23 protein-coding genes are annotated in these 23,059 nt (G+C 64.9%); 4 read left to right on the top strand and 19 right to left on the bottom strand.

Annotation, left to right across the window (positions count from 1 at the left end; all coding sequences use genetic code 11):
- Positions 1–100: 100 nt before the first annotated feature.
- On the bottom strand, positions 101–1,708 hold the full coding sequence (locus AOP74_RS07095; RefSeq protein WP_061961594.1) for a serine/threonine-protein kinase: 1,608 nt from the start codon (positions 1,706–1,708) through the stop codon (positions 101–103).
- Positions 1,709–1,871: 163 nt separating this feature from the next.
- On the opposite strand from AOP74_RS07095, the gene AOP74_RS07090 reads away from it, so the two are divergent.
- Together AOP74_RS07090 and AOP74_RS07085 are read left to right on the top strand one after the other, a co-directional pair.
- The gene (locus AOP74_RS07090) at positions 1,872–3,023 is read left to right on the top strand and encodes an ABC transporter ATP-binding protein (RefSeq protein WP_061961593.1); all 1,152 of its coding nucleotides are present in this window, start codon (positions 1,872–1,874) and stop codon (positions 3,021–3,023) included.
- Between the two features lie 107 nt (positions 3,024–3,130).
- Complete coding sequence (locus AOP74_RS07085; RefSeq protein WP_082096088.1) at positions 3,131–4,435, top strand: DUF4032 domain-containing protein; 1,305 nt, start codon at positions 3,131–3,133, stop codon at positions 4,433–4,435.
- A gap of 51 nt (positions 4,436–4,486) precedes the next feature.
- Here the strand turns inward: AOP74_RS07085 and rlmB are convergent, their stop codons facing one another.
- From rlmB to AOP74_RS07060, 5 genes are read right to left on the bottom strand one after another with little or no spacing between them, the layout of a single operon-like run.
- Positions 4,487–5,449: a 23S rRNA (guanosine(2251)-2'-O)-methyltransferase RlmB gene (gene rlmB, locus AOP74_RS07080; protein ID WP_061961592.1), complete on the bottom strand. Its 963-nt coding sequence runs from the start codon at positions 5,447–5,449 to the stop codon at positions 4,487–4,489.
- Between the two features lie 54 nt (positions 5,450–5,503).
- Positions 5,504–6,919: a cysteine--tRNA ligase gene (gene cysS, locus AOP74_RS07075; RefSeq protein WP_061961591.1), complete on the bottom strand. Its 1,416-nt coding sequence runs from the start codon at positions 6,917–6,919 to the stop codon at positions 5,504–5,506.
- 10 nt (positions 6,920–6,929) lie between these two features.
- A complete protein-coding gene (ispF, locus tag AOP74_RS07070) occupies positions 6,930–7,409 on the bottom strand; it encodes a 2-C-methyl-D-erythritol 2,4-cyclodiphosphate synthase (protein WP_061961590.1) in 480 nt (159 codons plus the stop codon).
- Positions 7,406–8,068: a 2-C-methyl-D-erythritol 4-phosphate cytidylyltransferase gene (ispD, locus tag AOP74_RS07065; protein ID WP_061961589.1), complete on the bottom strand. Its 663-nt coding sequence runs from the start codon at positions 8,066–8,068 to the stop codon at positions 7,406–7,408. Before ispD ends, ispF begins: the two co-directional genes overlap by 4 nt.
- Complete coding sequence (locus AOP74_RS07060) at positions 8,065–8,547, bottom strand: CarD family transcriptional regulator (protein ID WP_061961588.1); 483 nt, start codon at positions 8,545–8,547, stop codon at positions 8,065–8,067. Before AOP74_RS07060 ends, ispD begins: the two co-directional genes overlap by 4 nt.
- Before the next feature lie 161 nt (positions 8,548–8,708).
- Here AOP74_RS07060 and AOP74_RS07055 point away from each other — a divergent pair, with 161 nt between their 5' ends.
- Positions 8,709–9,179: a hypothetical protein gene (locus AOP74_RS07055; RefSeq protein WP_061961587.1), complete on the top strand. Its 471-nt coding sequence runs from the start codon at positions 8,709–8,711 to the stop codon at positions 9,177–9,179.
- Positions 9,180–9,260: 81 nt separating this feature from the next.
- Here the strand turns inward: AOP74_RS07055 and pstB are convergent, their stop codons facing one another.
- The 6 genes from pstB to AOP74_RS07025 form a co-directional block, all read right to left on the bottom strand.
- Positions 9,261–10,040, bottom strand: coding sequence for a phosphate ABC transporter ATP-binding protein PstB (gene pstB, locus AOP74_RS07050; protein WP_061961586.1), 780 nt, complete (start codon positions 10,038–10,040; stop codon positions 9,261–9,263).
- Between the two features lie 23 nt (positions 10,041–10,063).
- Positions 10,064–11,020 (bottom strand): phosphate ABC transporter permease PstA, encoded by a 957-nt coding sequence (pstA, locus tag AOP74_RS07045; RefSeq protein ID WP_061961585.1) that lies wholly within the window; start codon positions 11,018–11,020, stop codon positions 10,064–10,066.
- A complete protein-coding gene (pstC, locus tag AOP74_RS07040) occupies positions 11,020–12,027 on the bottom strand; it encodes a phosphate ABC transporter permease subunit PstC (RefSeq protein WP_439645058.1) in 1,008 nt (335 codons plus the stop codon). The genes pstA and pstC overlap by 1 nt, the downstream gene beginning before the upstream one ends.
- 85 nt (positions 12,028–12,112) lie before the next feature.
- Positions 12,113–13,219 (bottom strand): phosphate ABC transporter substrate-binding protein PstS, encoded by a 1,107-nt coding sequence (locus AOP74_RS07035; protein WP_061961584.1) that lies wholly within the window; start codon positions 13,217–13,219, stop codon positions 12,113–12,115.
- Positions 13,220–13,378: 159 nt separating this feature from the next.
- Positions 13,379–14,074 carry a response regulator gene (locus tag AOP74_RS07030; protein ID WP_061961583.1) on the bottom strand — a complete coding sequence of 232 codons (696 nt, stop codon included), beginning with the start codon at positions 14,072–14,074 and terminating at the stop codon, positions 13,379–13,381.
- Positions 14,071–15,195: a sensor histidine kinase gene (locus AOP74_RS07025; protein WP_082096087.1), complete on the bottom strand. Its 1,125-nt coding sequence runs from the start codon at positions 15,193–15,195 to the stop codon at positions 14,071–14,073. The genes AOP74_RS07030 and AOP74_RS07025 overlap by 4 nt, the downstream gene beginning before the upstream one ends.
- Positions 15,196–15,339: 144 nt before the next feature.
- Between AOP74_RS07025 and phoU the strand changes: the two genes are divergently transcribed.
- The gene (phoU, locus tag AOP74_RS07020) at positions 15,340–15,999 is read left to right on the top strand and encodes a phosphate signaling complex protein PhoU (protein WP_061961581.1); all 660 of its coding nucleotides are present in this window, start codon (positions 15,340–15,342) and stop codon (positions 15,997–15,999) included.
- An 86-nt stretch (positions 16,000–16,085) separates the two neighbouring features.
- Here the strand turns inward: phoU and AOP74_RS07015 are convergent, their stop codons facing one another.
- The 7 genes from AOP74_RS07015 to AOP74_RS06985 form a co-directional block, all read right to left on the bottom strand.
- Positions 16,086–16,829, bottom strand: a complete 744-nt coding sequence (locus AOP74_RS07015) for a phosphoglyceromutase (protein ID WP_061961580.1) — start codon at positions 16,827–16,829, stop codon at positions 16,086–16,088.
- A 61-nt stretch (positions 16,830–16,890) separates the two neighbouring features.
- Positions 16,891–17,964, bottom strand: a complete 1,074-nt coding sequence (locus tag AOP74_RS07010; RefSeq protein ID WP_061961579.1) for a lactonase family protein — start codon at positions 17,962–17,964, stop codon at positions 16,891–16,893.
- A gap of 134 nt (positions 17,965–18,098) precedes the next feature.
- On the bottom strand, positions 18,099–18,410 hold the full coding sequence (locus tag AOP74_RS07005) for a histone-like nucleoid-structuring protein Lsr2 (protein ID WP_061961578.1): 312 nt from the start codon (positions 18,408–18,410) through the stop codon (positions 18,099–18,101).
- A 132-nt stretch (positions 18,411–18,542) separates the two neighbouring features.
- A complete protein-coding gene (locus AOP74_RS07000) occupies positions 18,543–18,806 on the bottom strand; it encodes a hypothetical protein (RefSeq protein ID WP_061961577.1) in 264 nt (87 codons plus the stop codon).
- Positions 18,806–20,269: a lysine--tRNA ligase gene (gene lysS / locus AOP74_RS06995; protein WP_082096194.1), complete on the bottom strand. Its 1,464-nt coding sequence runs from the start codon at positions 20,267–20,269 to the stop codon at positions 18,806–18,808. The genes AOP74_RS07000 and lysS overlap by 1 nt, the downstream gene beginning before the upstream one ends.
- Before the next feature lie 110 nt (positions 20,270–20,379).
- Entirely contained in the window at positions 20,380–21,282 is a 903-nt protein-coding gene (gene nadC / locus AOP74_RS06990; protein ID WP_061961944.1) for a carboxylating nicotinate-nucleotide diphosphorylase, read from the bottom strand.
- Between the two features lie 58 nt (positions 21,283–21,340).
- A complete protein-coding gene (locus AOP74_RS06985) occupies positions 21,341–23,035 on the bottom strand; it encodes an L-aspartate oxidase (RefSeq protein WP_061961575.1) in 1,695 nt (564 codons plus the stop codon).
- Positions 23,036–23,059: the final 24 nt, after the last annotated feature.

The raw sequence follows: 23,059 nt of genomic DNA, 5'->3' as shown, positions 1-23,059 counted from the left end.
CCCACGTTGCGGCGCCTCCCGCGAGCGCGCCGTTGATGCCCCAACGTACATGCTGGCGCCGGTGTTCCCATCAATCACTGTGGATATCAGGGTCGATGCGCTAATCAAGCGGAGCACCCGGGGCCGGCCACCACCAGGGCTCGGTCAGCAGGTACACCGAAAGGCACACCACCGCGACCAACAGGAATGACACCACAACCCACGCGACGATGGGTCCTCGCGATGGCGCGATGCCAGCAGCCAGGCGGTGTGCTCCTTCGCGCGACAACTCGCTCCACGGCCCCCACCACATGGTCGCGGCAGCAGCGATTCCGCCGACCATCAACACCGCGCCCTGAGCCCACACCTGGGCGTCCGGACTGGTGCCTGCAACGAGTTGCGAGTCGACGAGCCACCACCCAAGAGTCGTCACGCCCAGAGCGACCGCCGCCGCCAACAGAATCGAGGGCAACTGCTCCCCCGCCGCACGCAGCAGGTGCCACGGCAGGCCAAGGGTGTGGAGCGCGGCATCGCCGCGGCGTTGCCCCTTGCGCGCCCGTGCACCGGCCAGCGCGAGCGCTCGGCGCTGCACGGCCCGGGCCACGATCATGGTCACTGCAATCGCGGCGAACGCAATAAAAGGGGCAAGGGCAGCGGCCGATGCTGTGGCCACCGTGATCGCGGCAATCATGAGTTTGCGCCGTGGAGCCCGGGGCAAGATCTCACCTGAGGGCTCGGCCTTGTCGTAGTCGTCGGCGGGAGAACCGGCTCCGGTGTCGACAGCGCTCGACGCGGGAACGACCATGTCTTCGACACCGTCGTCGTCAGCCTCGGTGCCGAACGCCGCGGCATCAAACGTCTCCGGGCTCGTCGCCCCCATCACCGATGTCGCCGCCACCGCTTCCACCGCAGTCGGAGGCACCTCATCGGCGACCGGAAGAACCACGGTCGCGCCGCGAAGCGCGGCCACCACGTCACGCGGCCCGGGCCGAGCGTCGACCTTTCGCCCCAACGCAGCCCTCACAGCATCGGCCCCTGGAACGTCGGGCAGCACCACGGTGGTTTCCAAGGTGCGAGAAATCGCGCCCGTGCCAGACCCGAACGGAGCCTTGCCGGTCATCGCGAAAGCAACGGAGGCGGCCCACGCCCAACGGTCGGCATCGGCACCGGGCTCTTGCCCGTCGATGACCTCGGGCGCGACATACCCCGCGGTGCCGGACACCAGGCCGTCGCGCGTCAGACGGTTGTCAGTGGTCTTGTGGGCCAGCCCAAAGTCAATGAGCACCGGACCGTCCGGGGAAATCATGATGTTGGAGGGGGTCACGTCACGGTGAACTGCACCGGTCGCGTGCACCGCTTCAAGGGCCGATGCTGTCCGGTCGGCAAACGCTGCCAACTCGTCCCCCCGCATCGGACCGTGATCTTGAATGTGATCCCACAGGCTCACTCCGGGGATGTACTCGAAGACCACGAAGGTCTCGTCACCGTCGAGCTCTGCGTCGAGAATTGCCGGAATAGCGGGGTGTGCGATGGACTGGAGCGCTCGCACTTCACGGGCCAGACGCTCCACCGCGACGGCGTCCGCACTCGAGTCCACCAGCTTAAGGGCAGCCTCCGAGCCCGCCCCGTCGAGGACCTTGTAGACCGCACCAGAACCGCCGCGCCCCAATTGGTCGACAATGCGGTAGCCGCCGATCTCCTCGCCCACGTCGCGCACCACTGAAGCCATGGCACTCACGGTACAGCCAGGGAGGTTGGATGAGGACCTTCTGATATGAGAAGATGTGGTCGATCACTCCAGACCTTGGGGAGATCAGTGTCATTGTGGACACCACACCGGCACTCTTCACCACGGATCGTCTGGCACGTACCTGCCAGTGAAGGGACCTCTCATGGCCACTGTTACTTACGACAAGGCTTCGCGAATCTACCCGGGCACCGAACGCCCAGCAGTTGACTCGCTTGAACTCGACATCGCTGACGGCGAATTCCTCGTCCTCGTCGGCCCCTCCGGTTGCGGAAAGTCGACCTCCCTGCGCATGCTCGCAGGACTCGAGGACATCGACGCCGGCTCCATCTGGGTTGGCGACCGCGACGTCACGCACGTTCAGCCCAAGGACCGCGACATCGCAATGGTGTTCCAGTCTTACGCGCTGTACCCCCACATGTCAGTGGCCGACAACATGGGCTTCGCCCTGAAGATCGCCAAGGTCGACAAGTCAGACATCCGCGAGCGCGTTGAAGCCGCCGCGAAGATTCTTGACCTCACCGAGTACCTGGACCGCAAGCCCAAGGCACTCTCCGGTGGTCAGCGTCAGCGTGTCGCCATGGGTCGCGCCATCGTGCGTCAGCCCCAGGTGTTCCTCATGGATGAGCCGCTGTCGAACCTTGACGCCAAGCTGCGTGTCCAGACCCGTACCCAGATCGCCGCACTGCAGCGCCGCCTGGGCACCACCACCGTGTACGTCACGCACGACCAGGTTGAGGCACTGACCATGGGTGACCGCATCGCGGTCCTCAAGGACGGTCTGCTCCAGCAGGTTGGCACCCCGCGCGACATGTACGACGCTCCCGCGAACGTGTTCGTCGCCGGGTTCATCGGCTCTCCCGCCATGAACATCGGTACCTACGCGGTCAACGGCGACTTCGCCCAGATCGGCACCAGCCAGGTTGCGCTGAACCGCGAGGCCATTGCCGGCCTCAAGGCTGAGGACAACAACCGCGTCGTCGTGGGCTACCGCCCCGAGTCGCTCGACCGCGTGTCGCCCAACACTGATGGCGCCATCGCGATCCAGGTCGACGTTGTCGAGGAGCTCGGCTCCGACGCATACGTCTACGGCTCGATTCCCTCCGACGCTCCCGGCGCCGCTGACATCCACTTCGATGCTGGCGACTCCGAGGTCATCGTGCGCATCGACCCCCGCGACGTCCCCAAGAAGGGTGACACCGTGTGGGTCAAGATCCGCGAGGGCGAGCAGCACGTGTTCTCGTCGGCCTCTGGCGACCGCCTGTCGGCCGCAGTGCACACCGACAAGGCACTGTAACTCTTCACACTGACGAGCGGCGGTCCGGGCAACCGGGCTGCCGCTCGTTTTTTGTGCCCGGGCACTCTTCGACCCCCGTCCCCAGCCAGCGCGCCTACGATGGCACTATGCCCTTGAAGATCACCGGAGCGGTCAGCCCTGAACTCCTCGACCTCCCGTGGTCGATCCCCCTGGAAACATGGCCGGAGGACACCCTCGCCGCTCTCCCCCGAGGAATCTCGCGCCACGTGGTGCGGTTTGTGCGATTCAGTGGGCGTGTGCTCGCGGTCAAAGAGACCGTGGGTCCCATGGCGCAGCGCGAGTTCACGATGCTGAAGGAACTTGGGAAGATGGGTGCCCCGTGTGTGGTGCCGTTTGCGGTGGTTGACGGTCGTGTCGATGCGGTCGGCGAGCCGCTGCCGGCGGCTCTTGTGACCGAGCACCTCCAGTTCTCGCTCCCCTACCGCGCGCTGTTTAGCCAGGCGCTGCGAGACGACACCATGGACAGGCTCATCGATGCGCTGGCCGTCCTCTTGGTGCGCCTGCACCTGCTGGGCTTCTATTGGGGCGACGTTTCGCTTTCCAACGCCCTGTTCCGCCGCGATGCCGAGGCGTTCTCCGCCTATTTGGTTGACGCGGAAACCGGAGATATCCACGCGCACCTCACCGAGGGTCAACGCCGCTACGACATCGACCTGGCCCGCACCAACATCATTGGCGAGATGTTCGACCTCCAAGCCGCGGAGGAACTGGACGACAGTGTCGATCCGCTCCTCTTGGGCGACCGCATCGAGGAACGCTACAAGGAACTGTGGGCGATGCTCACGGGCAAGGAGACCTTCACGGACAACGTCCGCTATCACCTGGCGGAACGCGTCAAGGCGCTCAACGAACTCGGGTTCGATGTGGCCGAACTCGATATGACCCAAACGGAAGACGGCCGAGAACTCTCGATCCGCCCCAAGGTCGTCGACGCCGGCCACCACTCGCGCCGCCTGTTGCGCCTCACCGGTCTGGACGTCCAAGAGAATCAGGCCCGTCGTTTGCTGAACGACCTCGATGAGTTCCGGGTCGTCACCGCGCGCGAAGACGACGAAGTTCTTGCCGCGCACGAGTGGCTAGACCGCAACTTCGAGCCGACCGTGCGTGCCGTTCCCCGCGACTTCCGTCGCAAGCTCGAGCCGGCGCAGGTGTACCACGAGGTCCTTGACCACCGCTGGTTCCTCGCGAAGAAGAAGCCCAACGTCACCATGCCCGAGGCGGCCGCGTCCTACGTCAAGAACGTGCTACCCGCGCGCCCCGATGAGGAGGCCGTGCTGGGTCAGGAGATTGGCGCACTACCGGACGCGGAGTCGGAGGCTCCAACGGAGACCCGCGCCATCCGTGCGTGGCAGTCGTTTCCGCGTACTACCAAGCCCGCTCCGAAGGACTAGCGGCAGAGCCCCGTCCCGCGGAGGACGGGGTGTGACCGCGCGCCGAACGGGCTACGAGCGCTCCGCGGCCTGCTTCGCCTCATACAGCGCGATCGACGCGGCGACGGAGGCGTTGAGCGACTCCGTGTCACCGGCGATGGGGATCGACACGATCTGGTCGCAGGTTTCTCGCACCAGGCGCGACAGGCCAGCACCCTCGGCACCCGCAACGATCACGAGGGGCCCGTCGATAAGTTCCGACTCGCCAATCATCGTGTCCGCGTTGGCGTCGAGGCCAATCACGAAAATGCCCGCCTTCTTGTACGCCTCGAGTGCGCGGACCAGGTTCGTGGCGCGAGCGACCGTCAGACGTGCTGCAGCTCCAGCCGAGACCTTCCACGCCGCAACGGTGACACCCGCTGCACGGCGCTCAGGTACGAGCACTCCGGTCGCACTGAATGCCGCAGCGGAGCGCATCACCGCACCGAGGTTGCGTGGGTCCTGGATGCCATCGAGAGCGACGATGAGCGTACGTCCACCGGACTCGAGAAGGTCTTCTGGCGCCGCGTACTTGTAAGGCGGCACCTCGAGGGCGACGCCCTGGTGCGGGCTGCCTCCGGCGAGGGCGTCGAGCGCACCCTTGGCTACCTCACGCACCTCGATGGACTCCTGCACCGCGAGCGAGACGATCTCCGTGATGCGGTCGTCGGCGTCAATGCGGTTGTAGACGTGCAGGGTCTGGCCGTGGAGTCCGGAGCGCAATGCCTCGAGGACGCTGTTACGGCCAATGACGAGCTCGTGCGACGTCGAGGTGCGGTCCTGAGGTCCCGAACGGCGCTGCTGGGGACGTTTTGCGGCGTCCGCCTCGGCTCGCTTCTTGGCCTTGTACGCCTTGTGGTTGGGGCGCTCGTCCGCCTTGGGCGTGGGGCCCTTGCCTTCGAGCGCGCGCCGTCCGTGACCGCCGGTGCCGGTGGTCGCCCCCTTCTTTGAGGTGGGCTTACGCGTGGCGCCGCGGCGCTGAGAATTTCCTGCCATGAGACAAGGGTAGTCGCCTGCGCCTAGGACGCAGTGTCACGGGTGGACTTGTGCTCAGTCCTGGAGGGACCAGCGGGCGCCGTCAGCGCCGTCTTCAATCACGATCCCGGCCTTGCCGAGGCGATCGCGGATCTCGTCCGCTGTCGCCCAGTCCTTCGCGGCGCGAGCGGCCGCGCGTGCGTCAATGTCGGAGCGCACGAGTGAGTCCAGTGCGGTCATGGCCGCAGAACCGCCGGTGTCTCCGCGTGCCCAGCACTCCGAGGCTGGGTCGAGGCCCAGCACATCGAGCATGGCGCGGACTGTCAGGAGCGCGGAGGTAACGGCGTCGTCGTCCTCTGAGGTCAGCGCAGCATTACCCGAGCGCACCGTCTCGTGAACAATCGCGAGCGCACGGGGCACGGAGAGATCGTCTTCCATGGCCTCGACGAAGCCCTCGGGAAGCTCGGATGCGCGCACCTGTTCAACGGTCAGCGCGCCCACCCGATCGGAAGCACGCTGCACAAAGCCCGCGAGGCGTCCCCACGTAGCGGTGGCGTCCTCCATGGTCTTCTCGGAGTACTCGAGCATTGACCGGTAGTGCACCTGTGCGAGCGCGAGGCGCAGCGCTGCCGCCGGATAGCGCGACAAAACATCGGACACCAGCAGCCCGTTACCCAGCGACTTCGACATCTTGGCGCCGGACTGCGTCACCCATGCGGAGTGCATCCACACGTTGGCGAAGTCGTAGCCGGCTCCGTGGGACTGGGCTTGCTCGTTCTCGTGGTGCGGGAAGCGCAGGTCCAGCCCTCCACCGTGAATGTCAAAGGCATCACCGAGGAAGCGTCGCGCCATGGCCGAGCACTCGATGTGCCAGCCCGGACGGCCTCGTCCCCATGGTGAGTCCCACGATGCGGTGGCAGGTTCGCCTTCCTTGGCGGCCTTCCACAGGGCGAAGTCACGGGGGTCGCGCTTATCGTCAGCGGGAGCATCGGGGGCTGGCGTCAGGTCGTCGAGAGCCTGGCGGGTGAGCGCCCCGTATTCTGCGAACGACCGGACATCGAAGTAAACAGAGCCACCCAGCTCATACGCGTGACCACGCTCAATGAGCCGCTCAATGAGCGCTTCAATCTCCGGGATGTGCCCGGTCGCGCGCGGCTCAGCTGCCGGTGGCAAGACGCCCACGGCCGCATACGCCGCCTGAAATTCACGCTCGTGACGGAGGGCCCACGCCCACCACGGAACCCCAGCATCGGCCGCCTTGGCCAAAGTCTTGTCGTCAATGTCGGTGACATTGCGCACCATGGTGACCTCAAGGCCGGTGCGCTCAAGCCAGCGGTGCAGCACGTCAAAGGCGACGGCGCTACGAAGGTGGCCAACATGGGGTGAACTCTGAACGGTAGGCCCACACAGGTAGATTCCGACCTTCCCGGGCTCAAGCGGCGTGAACGCGCGCTCGGTGCGGGTGGCGGTGTCAAACAGGTGCAGAGTCACGCGTGTCAGGCTACCGGTCTTGTGCGGGCACGACCAGCGCCGTTGCGATGGCGGCCACTCCCTCGCCGCGACCGGTGAGTCCCAGTCCGTCGGTGGTGGTGGCGGACACCGTGACAGGGGCACCGGCGGCTTCCGACAAAACGGACTCCGCCTCGCCACGGCGTGGGGACAGCTTGGGACGATTGCCGAGCACCTGAATCGCGATGTTACCGATCTCAAACCCTGCAGCGCGGACCCGGTACACGGTCTCAGCCAGCAGGGCCGTTCCTGCTGCGCCGGCCCACTCGGGACGGTCGGTACCAAAGTTGGAGCCCAGGTCACCTAGTCCCGTCGCGCTTAGCAACGCATCGCACGCGGCGTGCGCGGCGACATCGCCGTCAGAGTGCCCCGACAGCGGCGCTTCACCTGGCCACTCAAGACCTGCAAGCGCGAGCGTCCCTTCGCCGCCGAAGGCATGCACGTCGACACCAATACCTGTGCGCGGAATCATCTGTCCTCCATTTGGCTCGCGATGTGCAGGGCGACCGCGAGGTCCAAAGGCCGAGTGACCTTAAAGCCACGCTCATCGCCGTCGACCTCAACAACTCGCAGGCCAGCGGCTCTGGCAAGTTGGGCATCGTCCGTTGCCCCGGTGATGCCACTGGCATGGGCGGCACGGGCCACCGCCAGGGTGAATACTTGGGGGGTTTGGACCGCTCGTAGCGCGTCACGGTTAGCGGTGGCGCCTAGTGTTCCATCGGCCGATGCTTGGACCAAGGTATCGACGACCGGCACCACGGGTACGGCACCGTCAGCGCCGTCGCGGATCGCTTGGATGGCTGCGGTCATGACGTGGGCGGGCTGGAAAGCACGAGCGGCGTCGTGGATCAGGACGATCTCGGTGGAGTCCGGGACCGCCGCCAGACCGGCGGCGACGGACTCCTGCCGTTCACCGCCACCGACGACAACTAGCGCCGATGGCACAGCTTCGCGGAAAGCCTCCACGTGGGTGCGCGGAGCCGTCACGATCACGGTGTCAGCGATATGGCTGACGGTCTCGACGGCCCACGCCACCAGCGGACGCCCCTGAACAGGGACGAGCGCCTTAGGGACGCTTGCCCCCAGGCGGGTTCCCGAACCCGCGGCGGTCACGACCGCCGCGATGGTCACGAAGCGAGGACCTCGTCCAAGCGGGCTTCAGCGGTATCCTCGTCGCACTTTTCGGCGAGAGCGAGTTCGCTCACGAGGATCTGGCGTGCCTTGTGCAGCATGCGCTTCTCACCCGCGGACAGGCCCTTGTCGGTGTCGCGACGCGACAGGTCGCGGACAACCTCAGCCACGCGGATCACGTCACCGGAAGCGAGCTTCTCGACGTTGGCCTTGTAGCGACGCGACCAGTTGGTGGGCTCCTCCACATATGGCTCACGCAAGACATCGAAGACCTTTTCCAGGCCTTCCTTGTCGACGACGTCCCTGACGCCGACCAAGTCGACGTTCTCTGCGGGGACTTCAATGGTCAGGTCACCCTGCGCGACCTTAAGCTTGAGGTACGTCTTCTCCTCGCCCTTAATGGTGCGCTTCTTGATGTCCTGGATCTTCGCCGCACCGTGGTGCGGGTAGACGACGGTCTCGCCGACGGCAAAGTTCATGGTGGAGTGAGCTCCTTCGTGTCGGAGACGATTCTACCATCGGCTCATTCCCATTAACAGGGGCATTGTTATTGAGGGCGTAACGACGCGCTGTTCCGCCCATTCGCGTCAGACCAGTATCCTGGTCCCGACCCCCGTTCTCGCGAAAGGCTCGAAGCGCAGTGAAGCACACCGTTCCCGCCCGCATTGCCGCGGCCTCCGTGGCCGCCATCGCCCTTGCAGGGTGCTCCTACGTCAACCCGATCACGACTCAGGAGAACTACGCAGCGTCCGACGGCACGCAGCTGATCGTGGGTGACGTGGAGGCGCTGAACCTCATCGTCATCACCGAAGCGCTCGACAGCCCCGCGACCCTGATTGGCACGCTCCACAACGGTTCTGCCGAGGATGCAGTCGTCACTGTCACCTTCGACGCGATGACCACCACCGACGTTGAGGTGCCCGCTGGCGAAAGCGTCAAGCTTGGTCCTGAAGAGGGCGATGTTGAGGTGTCCGGCACCTCGACCGTCCAGCCCGGACTGGTTGTCGAGACGGTCTTCCAGGACCAGGGCGCCGGCACCTACATCACTGACGTTCCAGTCCTCGATGGCACGCTGCCGGAGTACACCCACTTGATCGACGAGATCGGCTAAACACAGTCTTTACATAGCGAAATCCCCCTGGTTCACTGACGTGATCCAGGGGGATTTTTGCTGTTCAGCGCTACTGCGCGTTTAGCCGAAGCGGCCCGAGATGTAGTCCTCAGTGGCCTTTTCCGACGGCGTCGAGAACATCGTCGTGGTGTCATTCATTTCGATGAGCTTGCCGGGCTTGCCGGTGCCCGCGATGTTGAAGAACGCGGTGGTGTCCGAGACACGCGCGGCCTGCTGCATGTTGTGCGTCACGATGACGATCGTGTACTGGTCCTTGAGGTCCGTAATAAGGTCCTCGATGGCCAGCGTCGAAATGGGGTCCAGTGCCGAGCAAGGCTCGTCCATCAGCAGGATGTCCGGCTTGATGGCGATCGCACGCGCAATGCACAGGCGCTGCTGCTGACCACCAGAGAGCGATGAGCCAGGTTTATTGAGGCGGTCCTTGACCTCGTCCCACAGGTTGGCACCGCGCAGCGAGGACTCCACGAGGTCGTCCGCGTCGGAGTTGGAAACTCGCTTGTTGTTCAAGCGGTAGCCCGCCAGCACGTTTTCCGCGATCGACATGGTCGGGAACGGGTTAGGACGCTGGAAGACCATCCCGACGTGGCGGCGCACCGTGACGGGGTCGACGTCCTTGCCGTAAAGGTCGACGCCGTCGATGAGGACCTCACCCTCCACGCGGCCGCCGGGAATGACCTCATGCATCCGGTTCAGGGTGCGAAGGAAGGTCGACTTACCGCAACCGGACGGACCGATAAAGGCGGTGACGGCCTTGGGCTCGATCGACAGCGAGACGTCCTCCACAGCCAGGAACTGGCTGTAGTAGACGTTCAAGTTGTTGATGTCGATGCGCTTTGACACTGCATGGCTCCGATCTGGCGCGGCTAGCGGCCGCTCTTCGGGGAGAAATATCTGGCAACAAGTCGAGCCACAAGGTTGAGGCCCATAACGATCACGATCAGGACAAGCGCGGCGGCCCAAGCACGGTACTCCGCGATGTCAGCAACACAGGTGTCCGTGGTGCAGGGGAGCTCGCCCTTTTCGTACTCGGTGATGATGTAGACGGGCAGCGACATCATGCGGCCGTCAAAGAGATTCCAGTTCATGGAGTCCGCGACGCCGACGGCCACGAGCAGCGGTGCGGTCTCGCCGATCACGCGCGCGATGGCGAGCGTCACACCCGTCGTGATTCCTGCGATGGAGGTGCGCAGCACGACCTTGGTGATCGTAAGCCACTTCGGCACGCCAAGTGCGTAGGACGCCTCGCGCAGCTCGTTGGGAACCAGCTGCAGCATCTCTTCGCTGGAGCGCACCACCACAGGAATCATCAGGATCGACAGCGCGACAGCGCCCACGATGCCCAGCTTGGTGCCTGGCCCCATGAGCACTGCGAACAGCGAGTAGGCGAACAGACCGGCCACGATCGAAGGGATGCCCGTCATGACGTCAACGAAGAAGCGGATGCCCTTCTTGACTGCGCCGTGCCCGTATTCCACAAGGTAGATCGCGGTGAGAAGACCCACCGGCACCGAGATGATGGTGGCCGCGAGCGTCATCATGAGCGAGCCGACCATTGCGTGCGCGATGCCGCCGAACGGAGCTTCAGCACCGTAGATGCCGCGCATGGACTGGTTCAGGAACTCAAAGTTGAATCCACTGTCTGGGTACGTGTCCGAGATGAAGAACCGGTCGATGCCGTTGACGACAACGGTCAGGAGAAGCCACACCAGCGGGATGATCGCGAGCAAGAACGCGACATACATCGCGGTGGTCATCGCGCGGTCCTTTGCCCGGCGCGAGGGGGAGATCTCCCCGAATGGAGTCGTCGTGGTGGTAGCCATCAGTTCGCTCCCGAGAATTCGCTACGACGCGAGACAACCCACCGCGCCAGCATGTTGACCACCAGCGTGATCACGAACAGCGCGAGGCCCATCGCCACAAGGGAAGACACACCCATGGCGTTCGCTTCGGGGAACTGCAGCGCGATGTAACCGGCCACGGTGTTGTGCTGGTTGGGCTGCAGGATGTACGGCGAGAGGGTGAGCCCGGGGCTGATGATCATGAGCACCGCCATAGTCTCTCCGAGCGCGCGACCCAAGCCCAGCATCGTCGCTCCGACCATGCCGGAACGGGCGAAGGGGAACACGGACATCTTGACCATTTCCCACCGCGTGGCTCCCATGGCGAGGGCGGCCTCTTCGTGCAAGACCGGAGTCTGCAGGAAGACCTCGCGCGTGACTGCCGTGATGATCGGAAGGATCATGATGGCCAGCACGATTCCGGCAGACATCGCGACGCGACCGGTGAAGATCTCGCCGGACTCCGGTGCCGCAAACAGTGGGATGAAACCGAGGTAGTCCGCCAAGAATTGGTAGAACGGGTTGAGGAACGGCACCAGGACGGCCACTCCCCACAAGCCGTAGACCACCGAAGGCACGGCGGCCAGCAGGTCGATCAGGTACCCGAGCGTCTGCGCGAGCCGGCGCGGCGCATAGTGCGAGATAAACAGTGCGATCCCGATGGAGATGGGCGTCGCGATGACCAGTGCGATGAGCGACATCAGCACCGTGCCGTAGATCAGGTAGCCGATGATCTCCATCAGCGACTGACCGTCCTCCGGCTTGATGAAGGACACTTCTTGGCCCAAGTCCTCGGGCGACGCAATGAACGCGGGCCAGGCCTCAACCAGGAGGAACGTGGCTACCGCTGCGAGCGTGACGAGGATGAGGACACCAGCACCGGTCGACATGCCCTTGAAGATGCCGTTGGCGCGCGCACCTGGATGCGTACCGTAGTCGTTGCCTGCCGGCTGAGAGCCGGTGGACGACGGGGTCGTGGTCACGGTCAGGTCTCCCTTAGGTCTGTGATCACTGGACTGGCGGCTGCGCCCACCTTATCGGCCGCGAGCGTCGCGGGGCGTGGCATGCGCGTCACTAGTTCGACGCAATCTCGTCGACGATGGCGGTGATGCGGTCGGACAGCTCAGCAGTCAACGGGGCTGAACCGGCGGCCGCCGCCGCGACATTCTGACCGTCCGCTGAGGCCACAAACTTTTCGAACTCAGTGAGCAGTTCACGCTCGTTGGGGTCGGTGTATTCGGAGCACACGATGTGATAACTCACCAGCGTCAGCGGGTAGGCCGATGCATCGGTCGTGGTGCGGTCAATGGCATAAGCCAGGTCGTTCTCACCATTCGCGTTGTCCATGACGGGCGAGGCAGCCACGATGTTCGCTGCGGCCTCAGGCGAGAACGGGACGTACTCGTCGCCGACCTTCAGCGCGGCAGTTCCGAGGCCACCCGAACGCGAGGCGTCCGCATAGCCCACCGAGTACTCGCTGGAGCGAATCTGGTCGATCTGCGCGGAAGTACCGTCCCCACCCACACGCTGGGCGTCTGTCGCAGGGAACTCCTTCGAAGCCTCGTGCGGCCAGGCATCGCCTGCTGCCTGCTCGAGGTAGTCCGTGAAGTTCTCGGTGGTGCCCGAACTGTCTGAGCGTGGGACCACAGTGATGGTCTGTGCGGGAAGGTCCACGCCCTCGTTTTGAGCGGCGATGGCCTCGTCGTCCCACGAGGAAATGTCACCGTTGAAGATCTCGGCGATGGTGATCGCGTCCATGTTCAGCGACTCGACGCCGGGAATGTTGAAGATGACGGCGACCGGGGAAATGTACATCGGGAGGTGGTACGCGCCGCCGTCACCAGCGCATCGGTCCGCTGCGATCTCATACTCTTCGTCGCTCAGCAGCCCATCGGAACCGGCGAAAGGAACAGCACCCGAGAGGAACTGTTCGATACCGCCGCCCGAACCGACCGGGTCGTAACCGACGTTCACGTCCGGGTTGTTGCTCTGGAAGGCTGCGCGCCACGCATCCATTCCCGCCTCCTGGGCGGAAGAGCCGGCACCCTGCAGGTTTCCCGCGAGGTCTGACTCCACTTGCGACGCCTCTAGAGCGGCCTCGTTCGTTGGCGTACAGGCCGCAAGCAACACGGCGACCGTCGCAGCGGTGGCCGTGGCCCCCACGCGGATCTTGAACGTCACAGAATCAGTCCTCAGGTGTCGATGCGGCACTGTCCACCGCGGCGCGCTGCCGTGGCTATACCAAGGTAGGAATCCAAGGTAACGCGATACGATCGCAAAACTGAACTTCAGGTGAACAATCGGTGAACAGGAGCGGAGCCGCTCCCGCAACACAAGCGTCTAATCCTCGAAGGTGTAGCCCACTCCGCGCACGGTCTGAATGAGCACCGGGTGCGACGGATCCGCCTCGATACGCCCACGCAAACGCTTGATGTGGACATCAAGCGTCTTGGTGTCGCCGAAGTAGTCAGCACCCCACACGCGGTCGATGATCACCTGGCGAGGCAGCACGCGGCCAGAGTTCTGAGCCAACAGGTACAGCAGCGCAAACTCCTTGGGCGGGAGGTTCTGGACGTCGTCCCCGCGGGCCACTGACAAGCGCTCGGGGTCCATCGTGATGCCGGCCACGGTCAGGCGCTCAGGCTCATCGGGAATGTCCGTTGACGCCGCGCCGTGGCGACGCAACACCGCGCGGACACGGGCCACGAGCTCTCGAGCGCTGTACGGCTTGGTGACGTAGTCGTCGGCTCCCAGTTCGAGGCCGATGATCTTGTCCACCTGGTCGTCCTTGGCCGTCACCATGATGATCGGCACGTTAGAGCGCTCACGGATCTCGCGGAACACCTCGGTGCCGGACATGCGCGGAAGCATGAGGTCAAGGAGCACCACATCCGCTCCGTCGCGGATGAACGCGTCGAGCCCCTGCTGGCCGTTTTCTGCGAGCAGGACGTCGAATCCCTCGCGTCGCAGCAGGTACTTCAGGGAGTCGCGGTACGACTCCTCGTCTTCAACGACGAGAATTCTCGCCTCGGTCATTGCTCCTCCTGGTGGATGGTGAGACGAACAGTAAAGGTGGAGCCGACGGTGGGCTTTGACCACACCTCCACGACTCCGGAGTGCTGCAGGACAACGTGCTTGACGATGGACAGGCCCAGACCCGTTCCACCGGTTTCGCGCGACCGTGCCGGGTCTGCACGGAAGAACCGCTCGAAGATGCGTTCCTGGTTCTCTTTCGAGATACCGATTCCCGCGTCGATCACTTTGAGGACTGCGACGTCCGTGTCTGGTTCTCGCGAGAGCGTCACGGTCACGTGCGATCCGAGATCGGAGTAGTTGATGGCGTTGTCGACGAGGTTTCGCAAGGCCATCACAAGAAGGTCGTGGTCACCCATGACGGTCGGCGCAGCTGAAATATCAGCGACCACCGTCACCTTCCGGGCCTCGGCGGAGATTTGTGCGCCCTCGACCACTTCTTCGACGACCTCAGCCAGCGGCACAACCTCATGGTCGATGACCGATTCGCCGCCCTGAATGCGCGAGATTTCGATGATCTCCTGGACCAGCTTGGTCAAACGCCGCGCTTCCCTGCGGATCTTCTTGGCGAAGTCCTCGACCATCTCCGTGTCGTCGGCGTTGCCCTCGATAGTCTCGGCCAAGAGCGACAACGCCCCCACCGGGGTCTTGAGCTCGTGGGACACGTTCACGGCGAACTCACGGCGGGTTTGCTCTGCGGCGCGCATTTCCGTGTTGTCGTTCGCAATCGCCAGCGCCAGGTCGCCGTTGAGCGGAGTAACACGGACGTGAACGATGGTGGACACTCCGAGCACGCCGCGACTGACTTCGACCTCGTCTTCGACGACCTGCTCCGCGGCCCATGCGGCCTCCGCAAGATCGGCGACACCGGGGTGGAGGGCACCGTCCGGGCGGGTGACGCCAAGGGCCGATGCCGTGTGGTTTGAGAACGCTGCGCGGCGATCGCGACGCACAATGATGCTGCCCGACTGCAACGCGGACAGCACCTCTCGCGTGCGATGAGGGATCACGGTGCCGCCACCGTCGTCGTTTGCGCGGCGCTTAGCGAGCGCCAACACGAGCGCCATGACGGTTGCACCCACCACGACACCAATGGCTGCGGCGAGCCACATCTCGGGGGTCATGTGGTCACAGTAACGAGGCGAGGACGAGTTCACCCAATGTTTCCCATTGGTCACGCGATGTTTACTGGTTCGGAAGCACTTTCTTTCGTACTGGCCCGCGAGCGGTGCCACACTAGGGACGATGCATACCGCCTAAGGAGAGTCATGCGTACGCTTTTCACTGCAGAGATGTCGGAATTGGCCGGCGATCTGATCACTATGAGCCGCCACGTCGAGTCCGCGATCACCCGCGCCTCGGAGGCCCTGCTCGAGCAGAACGTCGAACTGGCCCAGAAGGTCATTGCCGACGACGTCAAGCTCGACGAACTCGAAGCCACCGTCGACGAGCGCTGCGTGCTCCTCATCGCCCAGCAGCAGCCCGTGGGCCTTGACCTGCGCACGATCATCTCGTCGCTGCGCATTTCCTCGTCGCTCGAGCGCATGGGTGACCTCGCTCAGCACATCGCGGAGGCCGCACGCCGTGCCTACCCCGGGAGCGCCATCCCCGCGGAGCACGTCGAGATCATCCGCGGGATGACCGAGGCCGCCAAGCGCGCCGCCAACGAGACCGTGGCACTCCTTGAGAGCCGCGACCTCAACACGGCCGCCGGCATCGTGTCCGACGACGATGAACTCGACCAGCTTCACGCGAAGTCGTACCAGACCCTGTTGGAGTCCGGCTATACCGGCTCCGTCCAGGAGACGCTGGACATCGCGCTTCTGGCTCGCTTCTTCGAGCGCTTCGGCGACCACGCTGTGGCCGTCTCGCGCCAGATCGTGTACTTGGTGACCGGTGACCACACGGGATCGCGGGCTCACTTCTAAGCCCAACCCCGGCATCGGCCCTACGACAAAGGCGCCCATCTCCACTCAGGAGATGGGCGCCTTTGCTGTACTACGAGCGTTAAGCCTTACTTCTTGCCCTGGTTCGCGACGGCCTGAATCGCGGCCGCTGCGGCGTCTGCATCGAGGTACGTTCCGCCAGCCTTCACGGGCTTGAGAGTCTCCTCGTCCAGTTCGTACACCAGCGGGATACCGGTGGGCACGTTGACACCCACGATGTCGTCGTCGGCGATGCCGTCGAGGTGCTTGATGATCGCACGCAGCGAGTTGCCGTGCGCGGCGACCATGACGGTCTTGCCGGCCTTGAGGTCGGGCACAATCTCGCCCTCCCAGTACGGCAGCGCGCGCTCGAGGACGTCCTTGAGGCACTCGGTCTCCGGGACAGGCTCGCCTGCGTAGCGCGGGTCGCCGGCCTGGCCGTACTCGTTGCCCTCAGAGATGACCGGCGGCGGCACGTCGTACGAGCGACGCCAGGTCATGAACTGCTCCTCGCCGAACTGCTCGAGGGTCTCGGCCTTGTTCTTACCCTGGAGGTCGCCGTAGTGGCGCTCGTTGAGGCGCCAGTCGCGCTTGACGGGAATCCAGTGACGGTCGGCGGCGTCCAGCGCGAGGTTCGCCGTCATGATGGCGCGACGCAGCAGCGAGGTGTGAAGGACGTCGGGCAGCACGCCCTCAGCCTTCAGCAGTTCGCCGCCGCGCTTGGCCTCGCCCCAACCCTTCTCGTTGAGTTCGACGTCCACCCAGCCGGTGAACAGGTTCTTCGCGTTCCACTCGCTCTCGCCGTGGCGGAGCAGGATCAGTGTGTAGGTCATGCCTTCAGCCTATCGCCGTTCCGGTGGCGACCGCGTGGGACTTTGGGGCCGATGCTGGAGTTCAGCCAGTCGTCACATTCGGGTGGGCGATGACGAATGCCGGGCTCGGCATGGGGGCCGATGCGTACGTCAGTTCAGCGACCTCGCCCACCTCTGCTTCGGGAGCCAGCGCCAAGACATCCGGGAGCGGCACAGTACGGACCTCGTGGCCGCGTTCGGCGCCCACGTGTAACCGGTCGTCAATGATCGCAAAGTGGCGTGGCCAGTGGCCGGCATCAACCGCACCGCGGTAGTTGGCGTGCCCCTCGGGACTGAGGTCGTGGAGCGCGATGACGTCGGCGCCCCGCACACCCACCAACAGCAGGTCGTCGTGCAACACGATGTGCGACGGGAAGTTCGCGTCCGCTGACGTCGGCGTGACGGTCGTGGCGGGCTGGTCGGCGATGGTCTCTGCGGTGCCGCTGGAAGCGTCCCATCGCAGTGTTGCGACCCGCGACGTCAGCTCGCACGCGACATACAGGTGCTCGCCCTTGACGACGAAGTGGCGGGGGCCGGACCCGCCAGGAAGCGTGGCGGCGATTCCGTGGTCGTCCAGCAGGCCATCTGCGCGGATTGCGTAGCGACGCAACTCGTCGGTGCCGAGGTCAGCGACCAGCACGTGGTGTCCGCCGGGGCCAAAGCCCGCAAAGTGCGCGTGAGGCGCCTCCTGCCGATCGGCATTGGGACCGGAGCCCGTGTGTGCGAAGCGCTGGGCGGAGCCGTCACCGAGGAGCCTGCCATCCTCGCTCAAGCGCACCACCGCGAGATCACCAGAGCCGTAGTGGCTGATGTAGAGCGTGCGGGAATCGGGCGCCATCAGAACGTGGCACGCGGACGAGCCACCGGTCACGAGCGACTGCAACACCTGGGGCGCATCCGGATGGGCGACGTCGATCACGTGGACGGCAGACGCGTCCTCTTCTGAGACCGCGTAGAGCAGCGGCAGGCTTGGATGACCCACCATGAACGAAGGCGCCGGCAGTTCTAAGGCAAGTGAGGCATCGGCCGGGTTCTGTCGCCACAGCCCCTCGCCCACTCCAGTCGGCGTCCCCAAGCCAGCTTCCGGGTAAGTCCCCCACCACACGGTGTCGTTCATCTTCTTCTCCTGCAGGTCACGGGCGCGGGCACCGAGGGAGCCGCGCGTACGACGACGGCCCCGAACCCTTAAGGCCCGGAGCCGTCGCTTCTACGGTGAAACTCACGAAGCGTTCAGTAAACGCGACGCGTCAATTAGTTGGCCTGGTTGTAGGCCTCACGCACCTTGGCGGAAATTCGGCCACGCTCGGATACGTCAAAACCGTTCTTCTTGGCCCACTCACGGATCTTTGCCGTGTCCTCACGGCGACCGCGGCTGGCGCCTCGACGCGTCGACGTCTTGCGCGCCACAGCAATCCACGGCTGGAATGCCTCGCGCAGTTCAGCCGCGTGCGCATCATTCACGTCAATCTCGTAGCTGGTGCCGTCAAGCGCGAAATTAATGGTGTGCGAAGCATCGCCGCCATCAATATCATCGACGAGAACAACCTGAACCTTCTGTGCCATCGGGTTTCCTTATCTCTCGGGGTATCCTAAGAATCACACGCCGGGATTCAATAGTCAATGCGGGCACAAATGGGGGGTGAAACGTTCAGCCTTGAAGAATCGGAGCCCGATTCCACGAGAAAGGGTTTCCCTTCAGGCCCCTGAGGACGCGTGTGGGGTGGTTTCGCTCGCGGCAGTCCCGCCGCCGGCTTCAGCGTCGGTGGCCGAGGCGTTGCTCGGCGCCCGCTGAGCGTCCACATCCGCGGTGGTCGCAGCCGCTTCCTCAGCATCGATCTGTGCCAACGCGGCACGCTCGTTGCGGTCCGCGCGCACCACTGCTCGCATGGCGAACCAGAAGATCAGCGCGACGCCGATCGAGGGAATCACGCCAATGGCGACTTGCTGCCAGAGCTCCATTAGTCCTCGCTTGGCTTCACGAGGGGGAACGTGATGGTTTCGCGGATTCCGAGGCCCGTCAGCGCCATGAGCAGGCGGTCCATGCCCATGCCCATGCCGCCTGCAGGCGGCATCGCGTACTCCATGGCAGTGAGGAAGTCCTCGTCGAGCGGCATCGCTTCATCATCGCCCTGCGCAGCCATGCGCGCCTGCTGCTCGAAGCGTTCGCGCTGGATAACAGGGTCAACGAGCTCCGAATACGCGGTGGCGAGCTCGAAGCCACGGACGTAGAGGTCCCATTTTTCAACGATGCCGTCGATGCTGCGGTGGTCGCGCGTGAGCGGGCTGGTCTCCACGGGAAAGTCGCGCACAAAGGTGGGGGCGGTGAGGTCGTTGCCCACGTAGTGCTCCCACAGTTCCTCGACGAGTTTGCCGTGGTTGACGCGCTTGGGGTCAACGGACAGGTCCACCTTGTCGCACCACGCCAGCAGTTGCTCGACGCTGGTCTGCGGGGTGACGTCCTCGCCCATGGCCTCCGACAGCGACCCATACATCGTGAGCTCATCCCAGTCGCCGCCGAGGTCGTACTCCTCGCCGTCAGCCAGGGTCACGGTTGTCGAACCAAAAACGTCAGTCGCAGCACCTTGGATCAGGTCCTGCGTCAGCGCTGCCATCGTGTTGTAGTCGCCGTAAGCCTCATAGGCTTCAAGCATCGAGAACTCCGGCGAGTGCGAGGAATCCGCGCCCTCATTGCGGAAATTTCGGTTGATCTCGAATACCTTTTCCACGCCACCGACAACGGCCCGCTTCAAGAAAAGTTCGGGCGCGATGCGCATGTAGAGGTCGATGTCATACGCATTCATGTGCGTCACAAACGGGCGTGCAGCCGCGCCGCCGTGTTGCGTCTGCAACATGGGCGTTTCGATTTCGATGAATCCGCGGGAATGGAGCGACTCGCGAAGCGAACGCATCACGTGGGCGCGGTTGCGGACGGTGTCGCGTGCGACCGGGCGCGCAATCAAGTCCACATAGCGCTGGCGCACGCGTGATTCCTCGGACAGTTCCTTGTGCAGCACGGGAAGGGGGCGCAGAGCCTTGGCGGCGATTTCCCAGTCCGAGGCAAACACGGACACTTCACCACGGCGCGACTTAATCGCGCGGCCCTTGGCAAAGAGGTGATCGCCCAAGTCGACATCGGCCTTGAACGCCGCGAGCGAGTCCTCGCCAACCTCGGCCAGCGACAGCATGATCTGAAGGCGCTCGCCGGCACCGTCCTGGATCGCCGCAAAGCACAGCTTGCCTGTGTTGCGAATGAACACCACGCGACCGGCCACGGCGACGACGTCCTGCGTCTCTTCGCCGGTCTCGAGGCGGTCGTACTCCGCCTTCACATCGGCAATCTCGTGGGTGCGTGCGACAGCGACCGGGTAAGCCTGGCCGCCCGCCGCGATGAGGCGGTCGCGCTTCTCGCGGCGCACCTTCATCTGCTCGGGGATGTCCTGCTCGGGCGTGGGGGTCTGGTCAGTCACGCCTTCTAGGTTACCTGGGCGCTCCCGCCCTCACGTCACGTCCTACGTGGCGCCGCGGCGCGCGCTCAGTCGAGGTCGAGCCCCAGGTCGATAATGGGGCTCGAGTGCGTCAGCGCACCCACCGACATGTAGTCCACGCCGGTCATGGCGACCTCGCGGGCGTTGTCGAGGGTGAGCCCGCCGGTTGCCTCCAGCCGGACGCGGCCCGTCTCGCTCTCGGAATCGCGAATGGCGGCGACGAGGTCTGTCATGGCTACGGGCGGCATGTTGTCGATCATGAGGAAGCGCGCGCCGGCGTCGATGGCCTCCCACGCTTGCTCCGGCGACTCGACCTCCACCTGGACGGGGACCTCGGGGAAGCGAGCCCCAATCGCCTCGATTGCTCCCGTGACCGAGCCAGCGGCGGCAATGTGGTTGTCCTTCACCATCGCGCAGTCGTACAGCCCGATGCGCTTGTTCACTCCCCCGCCGCAGCGCACCGCGTACTTCTCTAGTTCGCGCAGTCCGGGGGTGGTCTTGCGGGTGTCGAGGACCGATGCTGTGGTTCCGTCGAGCGCATGGGTCCACGCCCGCGTGTGGGTGGCAACGCCCGATGCTCGGGACAAGAAGTTGAGCATGGTGCGTTCCGCGATCAGCACCACGTGACCGGGGCCGGCGATTTCGGCGACCGTCGTGCCGGGTTCGCACGAGTCACCGTCAGCGGCGAGCAAGGTCACAACCGGGCGCGCCAGATTGAGGTGGTCCGCCACTTGGGTGAGCGTCTCCGCGATCACCGGCAGGCCCGCGATGACCCCAGCCTCACGCATGGCGATACGGCCGGTGACCCTGGCATCGGCCCCGATGGTGGATTGCGTCGTCACGTCGCGGCCGGGCTCTGGCCCGAGGTCCTCTTCCAAGGCTTGCGCGACGGCTCCGGCGAGCCACGACGCGGACAGGGGGCGGCGCTGATCAAGATCCTCAGGATGCATCACGGGATCTAGCGTAGAACGAGTCCGCGCTTGGCGGACCACCCTGCCGCCCCGCGCACTATCCCAGGTCTAGGGGAGCGTGGAGGAGCTCGAGCCGACCGTCGCCATCCAGGTGCGCGGCCACCCGCACCTTCCAGCGCGCATCGTCGGTGTCGGGGAAGTCTTCGCGAACGTGTCCGCCGCGCGTTTCCTCACGCTCGAGGGCGCTTTCCACTAGGACCGATGCCGTGGCCAAGACGTTCGTGCTTTCCCACTCGGCGATCTGGGGCTCTCCTGAGGGAGCCTCCTCGTGGTGGTAGCGCTTGCGGATGCCCGCGAGGCGTTCCGCAGCGCGCGTGAGGCCCGCTTTCTCGCGGATGGGGCCCGCACCGCGCTGCGCGATCTTCTGCACCTGCGCGCGGCCGGTGGCGGGCAGGAGCGCGGATGGTCCAGGGCGCTCGACGGGGTCGTGCTGGCGCACGGTGCCCTCGGCGACGGTTGCCGCCGCGTCCTTGGCCGCACGATGTGCGAACACCAAGCCTTCGAGGAGCGAGTTGGATGCGAGTCGGTTGGCTCCGTGCACACCGGTGCAGGCGGCCTCGCCAACGGCGTAGAGGCCCGGCTGGGTCGAGCGACCACGAAGGTCCGTCAGGATCCCGCCCGAGTGATAGTGCTGAGCGGGGGCGACGGGGATCAGATCGTGGGCCATGTCGACGCCCTGCTCCTCTAAGCGTTCCCAGATGGTCGGGAAGCGCTCACGCAGGTATGAGCCGCCCAGGTGGCGGCAGTCAAGGAAGGCGCTGTCGGAGTCTTCCTCATCCATCATCGCCACAATCCCCCGACTGACGACGTCCCGCGGGGCGAGCTCAGCCATGGGGTGGCGGTCCACCATGAAGCGCTTGCCATCGCTGTTGAGAAGGTACGCACCTTCGCCGCGCACAGCCTCCGAGATGAGGGTCTGCTGGCCGCGGGCGGCGGCGCCCTGCCACAGCACGGTGGGGTGGAACTGGACGAACTCGAGGTCCGCGACAGCAGCTCCGGCACGGAGCGCAGACGCGAGCCCGTCACCAGTCGAAGACGTGGGGTTGGTCGACGCTCGGAACACCTGGCCGATGCCGCCGGTTGCCATGATCACCGACTTCGCCACGGCAGCGCCCACACCGTCTCGCGAACCTTCGCCGATGATGTGCAGCGTGACGCCGCATACCGGTCCGGGCTGTCCATCCGCGTTGGGCGCAGCAGTCAGGAGATCGACGACCATCGCGTGCTCTATGACCTCGATGCCGGGGTCGTTGCGAACCGCCTCAAGCTGGGCGATTAAGGCACGGGAGATCTCCGCGCCCGTCGCGTCGCCGCCAGCGTGCGCGATGCGGTCGCGGTGATGGCCACCCTCTCGCGTCAAGGTGATCCCGCCGTCGGGGCCGGTGTCGAAGTTCGCGCCGCGACCTACGAGGTCGCGGACTCGGTCCGGTCCTTCGGTCACGAGCGCCCGGACGGATGCTTCCGAGCACAGCCCCGCGCCGGCGGTGAGGGTGTCGTCGAAATGCTGTTGAGGCGTGTCCTCGGGGTCAAGGGCTGCGGCAATCCCGCCCTGCGCCCACACGGTCGATCCCGAGCTCAAGATGCCCTTGGTCACCACGAGCACGCGGTCAACCTTGCTGCGCAGTTCCAGCGCGGCGGTCAGTCCCGCAATCCCTGAGCCAACGACAATCACGTCAGCGCTGATAGTCCATCCGGGCTCGGGGGCAGCAAGGCGCCTCACGAAGGAAGTCATGGAGCCAACCTAGCGGGACCGGGC

The organism is Demequina flava (assembly GCF_000975035.1).
GTDB classification, from domain to species: Bacteria; Actinomycetota; Actinomycetes; order Actinomycetales; family Demequinaceae; genus Demequina; species Demequina flava.
Note: the sequence above shows the minus strand (reverse complement) of the source record. Positions and strands in the feature narration are given on the sequence as shown.

Excerpts from the sequence above, each read along its gene's own strand:
- AOP74_RS07060 (WP_061961588.1), bottom strand. The coding sequence starts at position 8,547 with ATGAACTTTGCCGTCGGCGAGACCGTCGTCTACCCGCACCACGGTGCG.
- pstA (WP_061961585.1), bottom strand. The coding sequence starts at position 11,020 with ATGGCTACCACCACGACGACTCCATTCGGGGAGATCTCCCCCTCGCGC.
- AOP74_RS06985 (WP_061961575.1), bottom strand. The coding sequence starts at position 23,035 with ATGACTTCCTTCGTGAGGCGCCTTGCTGCCCCCGAGCCCGGATGGACT.
- phoU (WP_061961581.1), top strand. The coding sequence starts at position 15,340 with ATGCGTACGCTTTTCACTGCAGAGATGTCGGAATTGGCCGGCGATCTG.
- lysS (WP_082096194.1), bottom strand. The coding sequence starts at position 20,269 with ATGAAGGTGCGCCGCGAGAAGCGCGACCGCCTCATCGCGGCGGGCGGC.
- AOP74_RS07095 (WP_061961594.1), bottom strand. The coding sequence starts at position 1,708 with ATGGCTTCAGTGGTGCGCGACGTGGGCGAGGAGATCGGCGGCTACCGC.
- AOP74_RS07025 (WP_082096087.1), bottom strand. The coding sequence starts at position 15,195 with ATGACCCCCGAGATGTGGCTCGCCGCAGCCATTGGTGTCGTGGTGGGT.
- ispF (WP_061961590.1), bottom strand. The coding sequence starts at position 7,409 with ATGATTCCGCGCACAGGTATTGGTGTCGACGTGCATGCCTTCGGCGGC.
- AOP74_RS07015 (WP_061961580.1), bottom strand. The coding sequence starts at position 16,829 with ATGACCTACACACTGATCCTGCTCCGCCACGGCGAGAGCGAGTGGAAC.
- AOP74_RS07090 (WP_061961593.1), top strand. The coding sequence starts at position 1,872 with ATGGCCACTGTTACTTACGACAAGGCTTCGCGAATCTACCCGGGCACC.
- AOP74_RS07085 (WP_082096088.1), top strand. The coding sequence starts at position 3,131 with ATGCCCTTGAAGATCACCGGAGCGGTCAGCCCTGAACTCCTCGACCTC.
- AOP74_RS07030 (WP_061961583.1), bottom strand. The coding sequence starts at position 14,074 with ATGACCGAGGCGAGAATTCTCGTCGTTGAAGACGAGGAGTCGTACCGC.
- rlmB (WP_061961592.1), bottom strand. The coding sequence starts at position 5,449 with ATGGCAGGAAATTCTCAGCGCCGCGGCGCCACGCGTAAGCCCACCTCA.
- AOP74_RS07000 (WP_061961577.1), bottom strand. The coding sequence starts at position 18,806 with ATGGAGCTCTGGCAGCAAGTCGCCATTGGCGTGATTCCCTCGATCGGC.
- AOP74_RS07005 (WP_061961578.1), bottom strand. The coding sequence starts at position 18,410 with ATGGCACAGAAGGTTCAGGTTGTTCTCGTCGATGATATTGATGGCGGC.
- AOP74_RS07010 (WP_061961579.1), bottom strand. The coding sequence starts at position 17,964 with ATGAACGACACCGTGTGGTGGGGGACTTACCCGGAAGCTGGCTTGGGG.
- nadC (WP_061961944.1), bottom strand. The coding sequence starts at position 21,282 with ATGCATCCTGAGGATCTTGATCAGCGCCGCCCCCTGTCCGCGTCGTGG.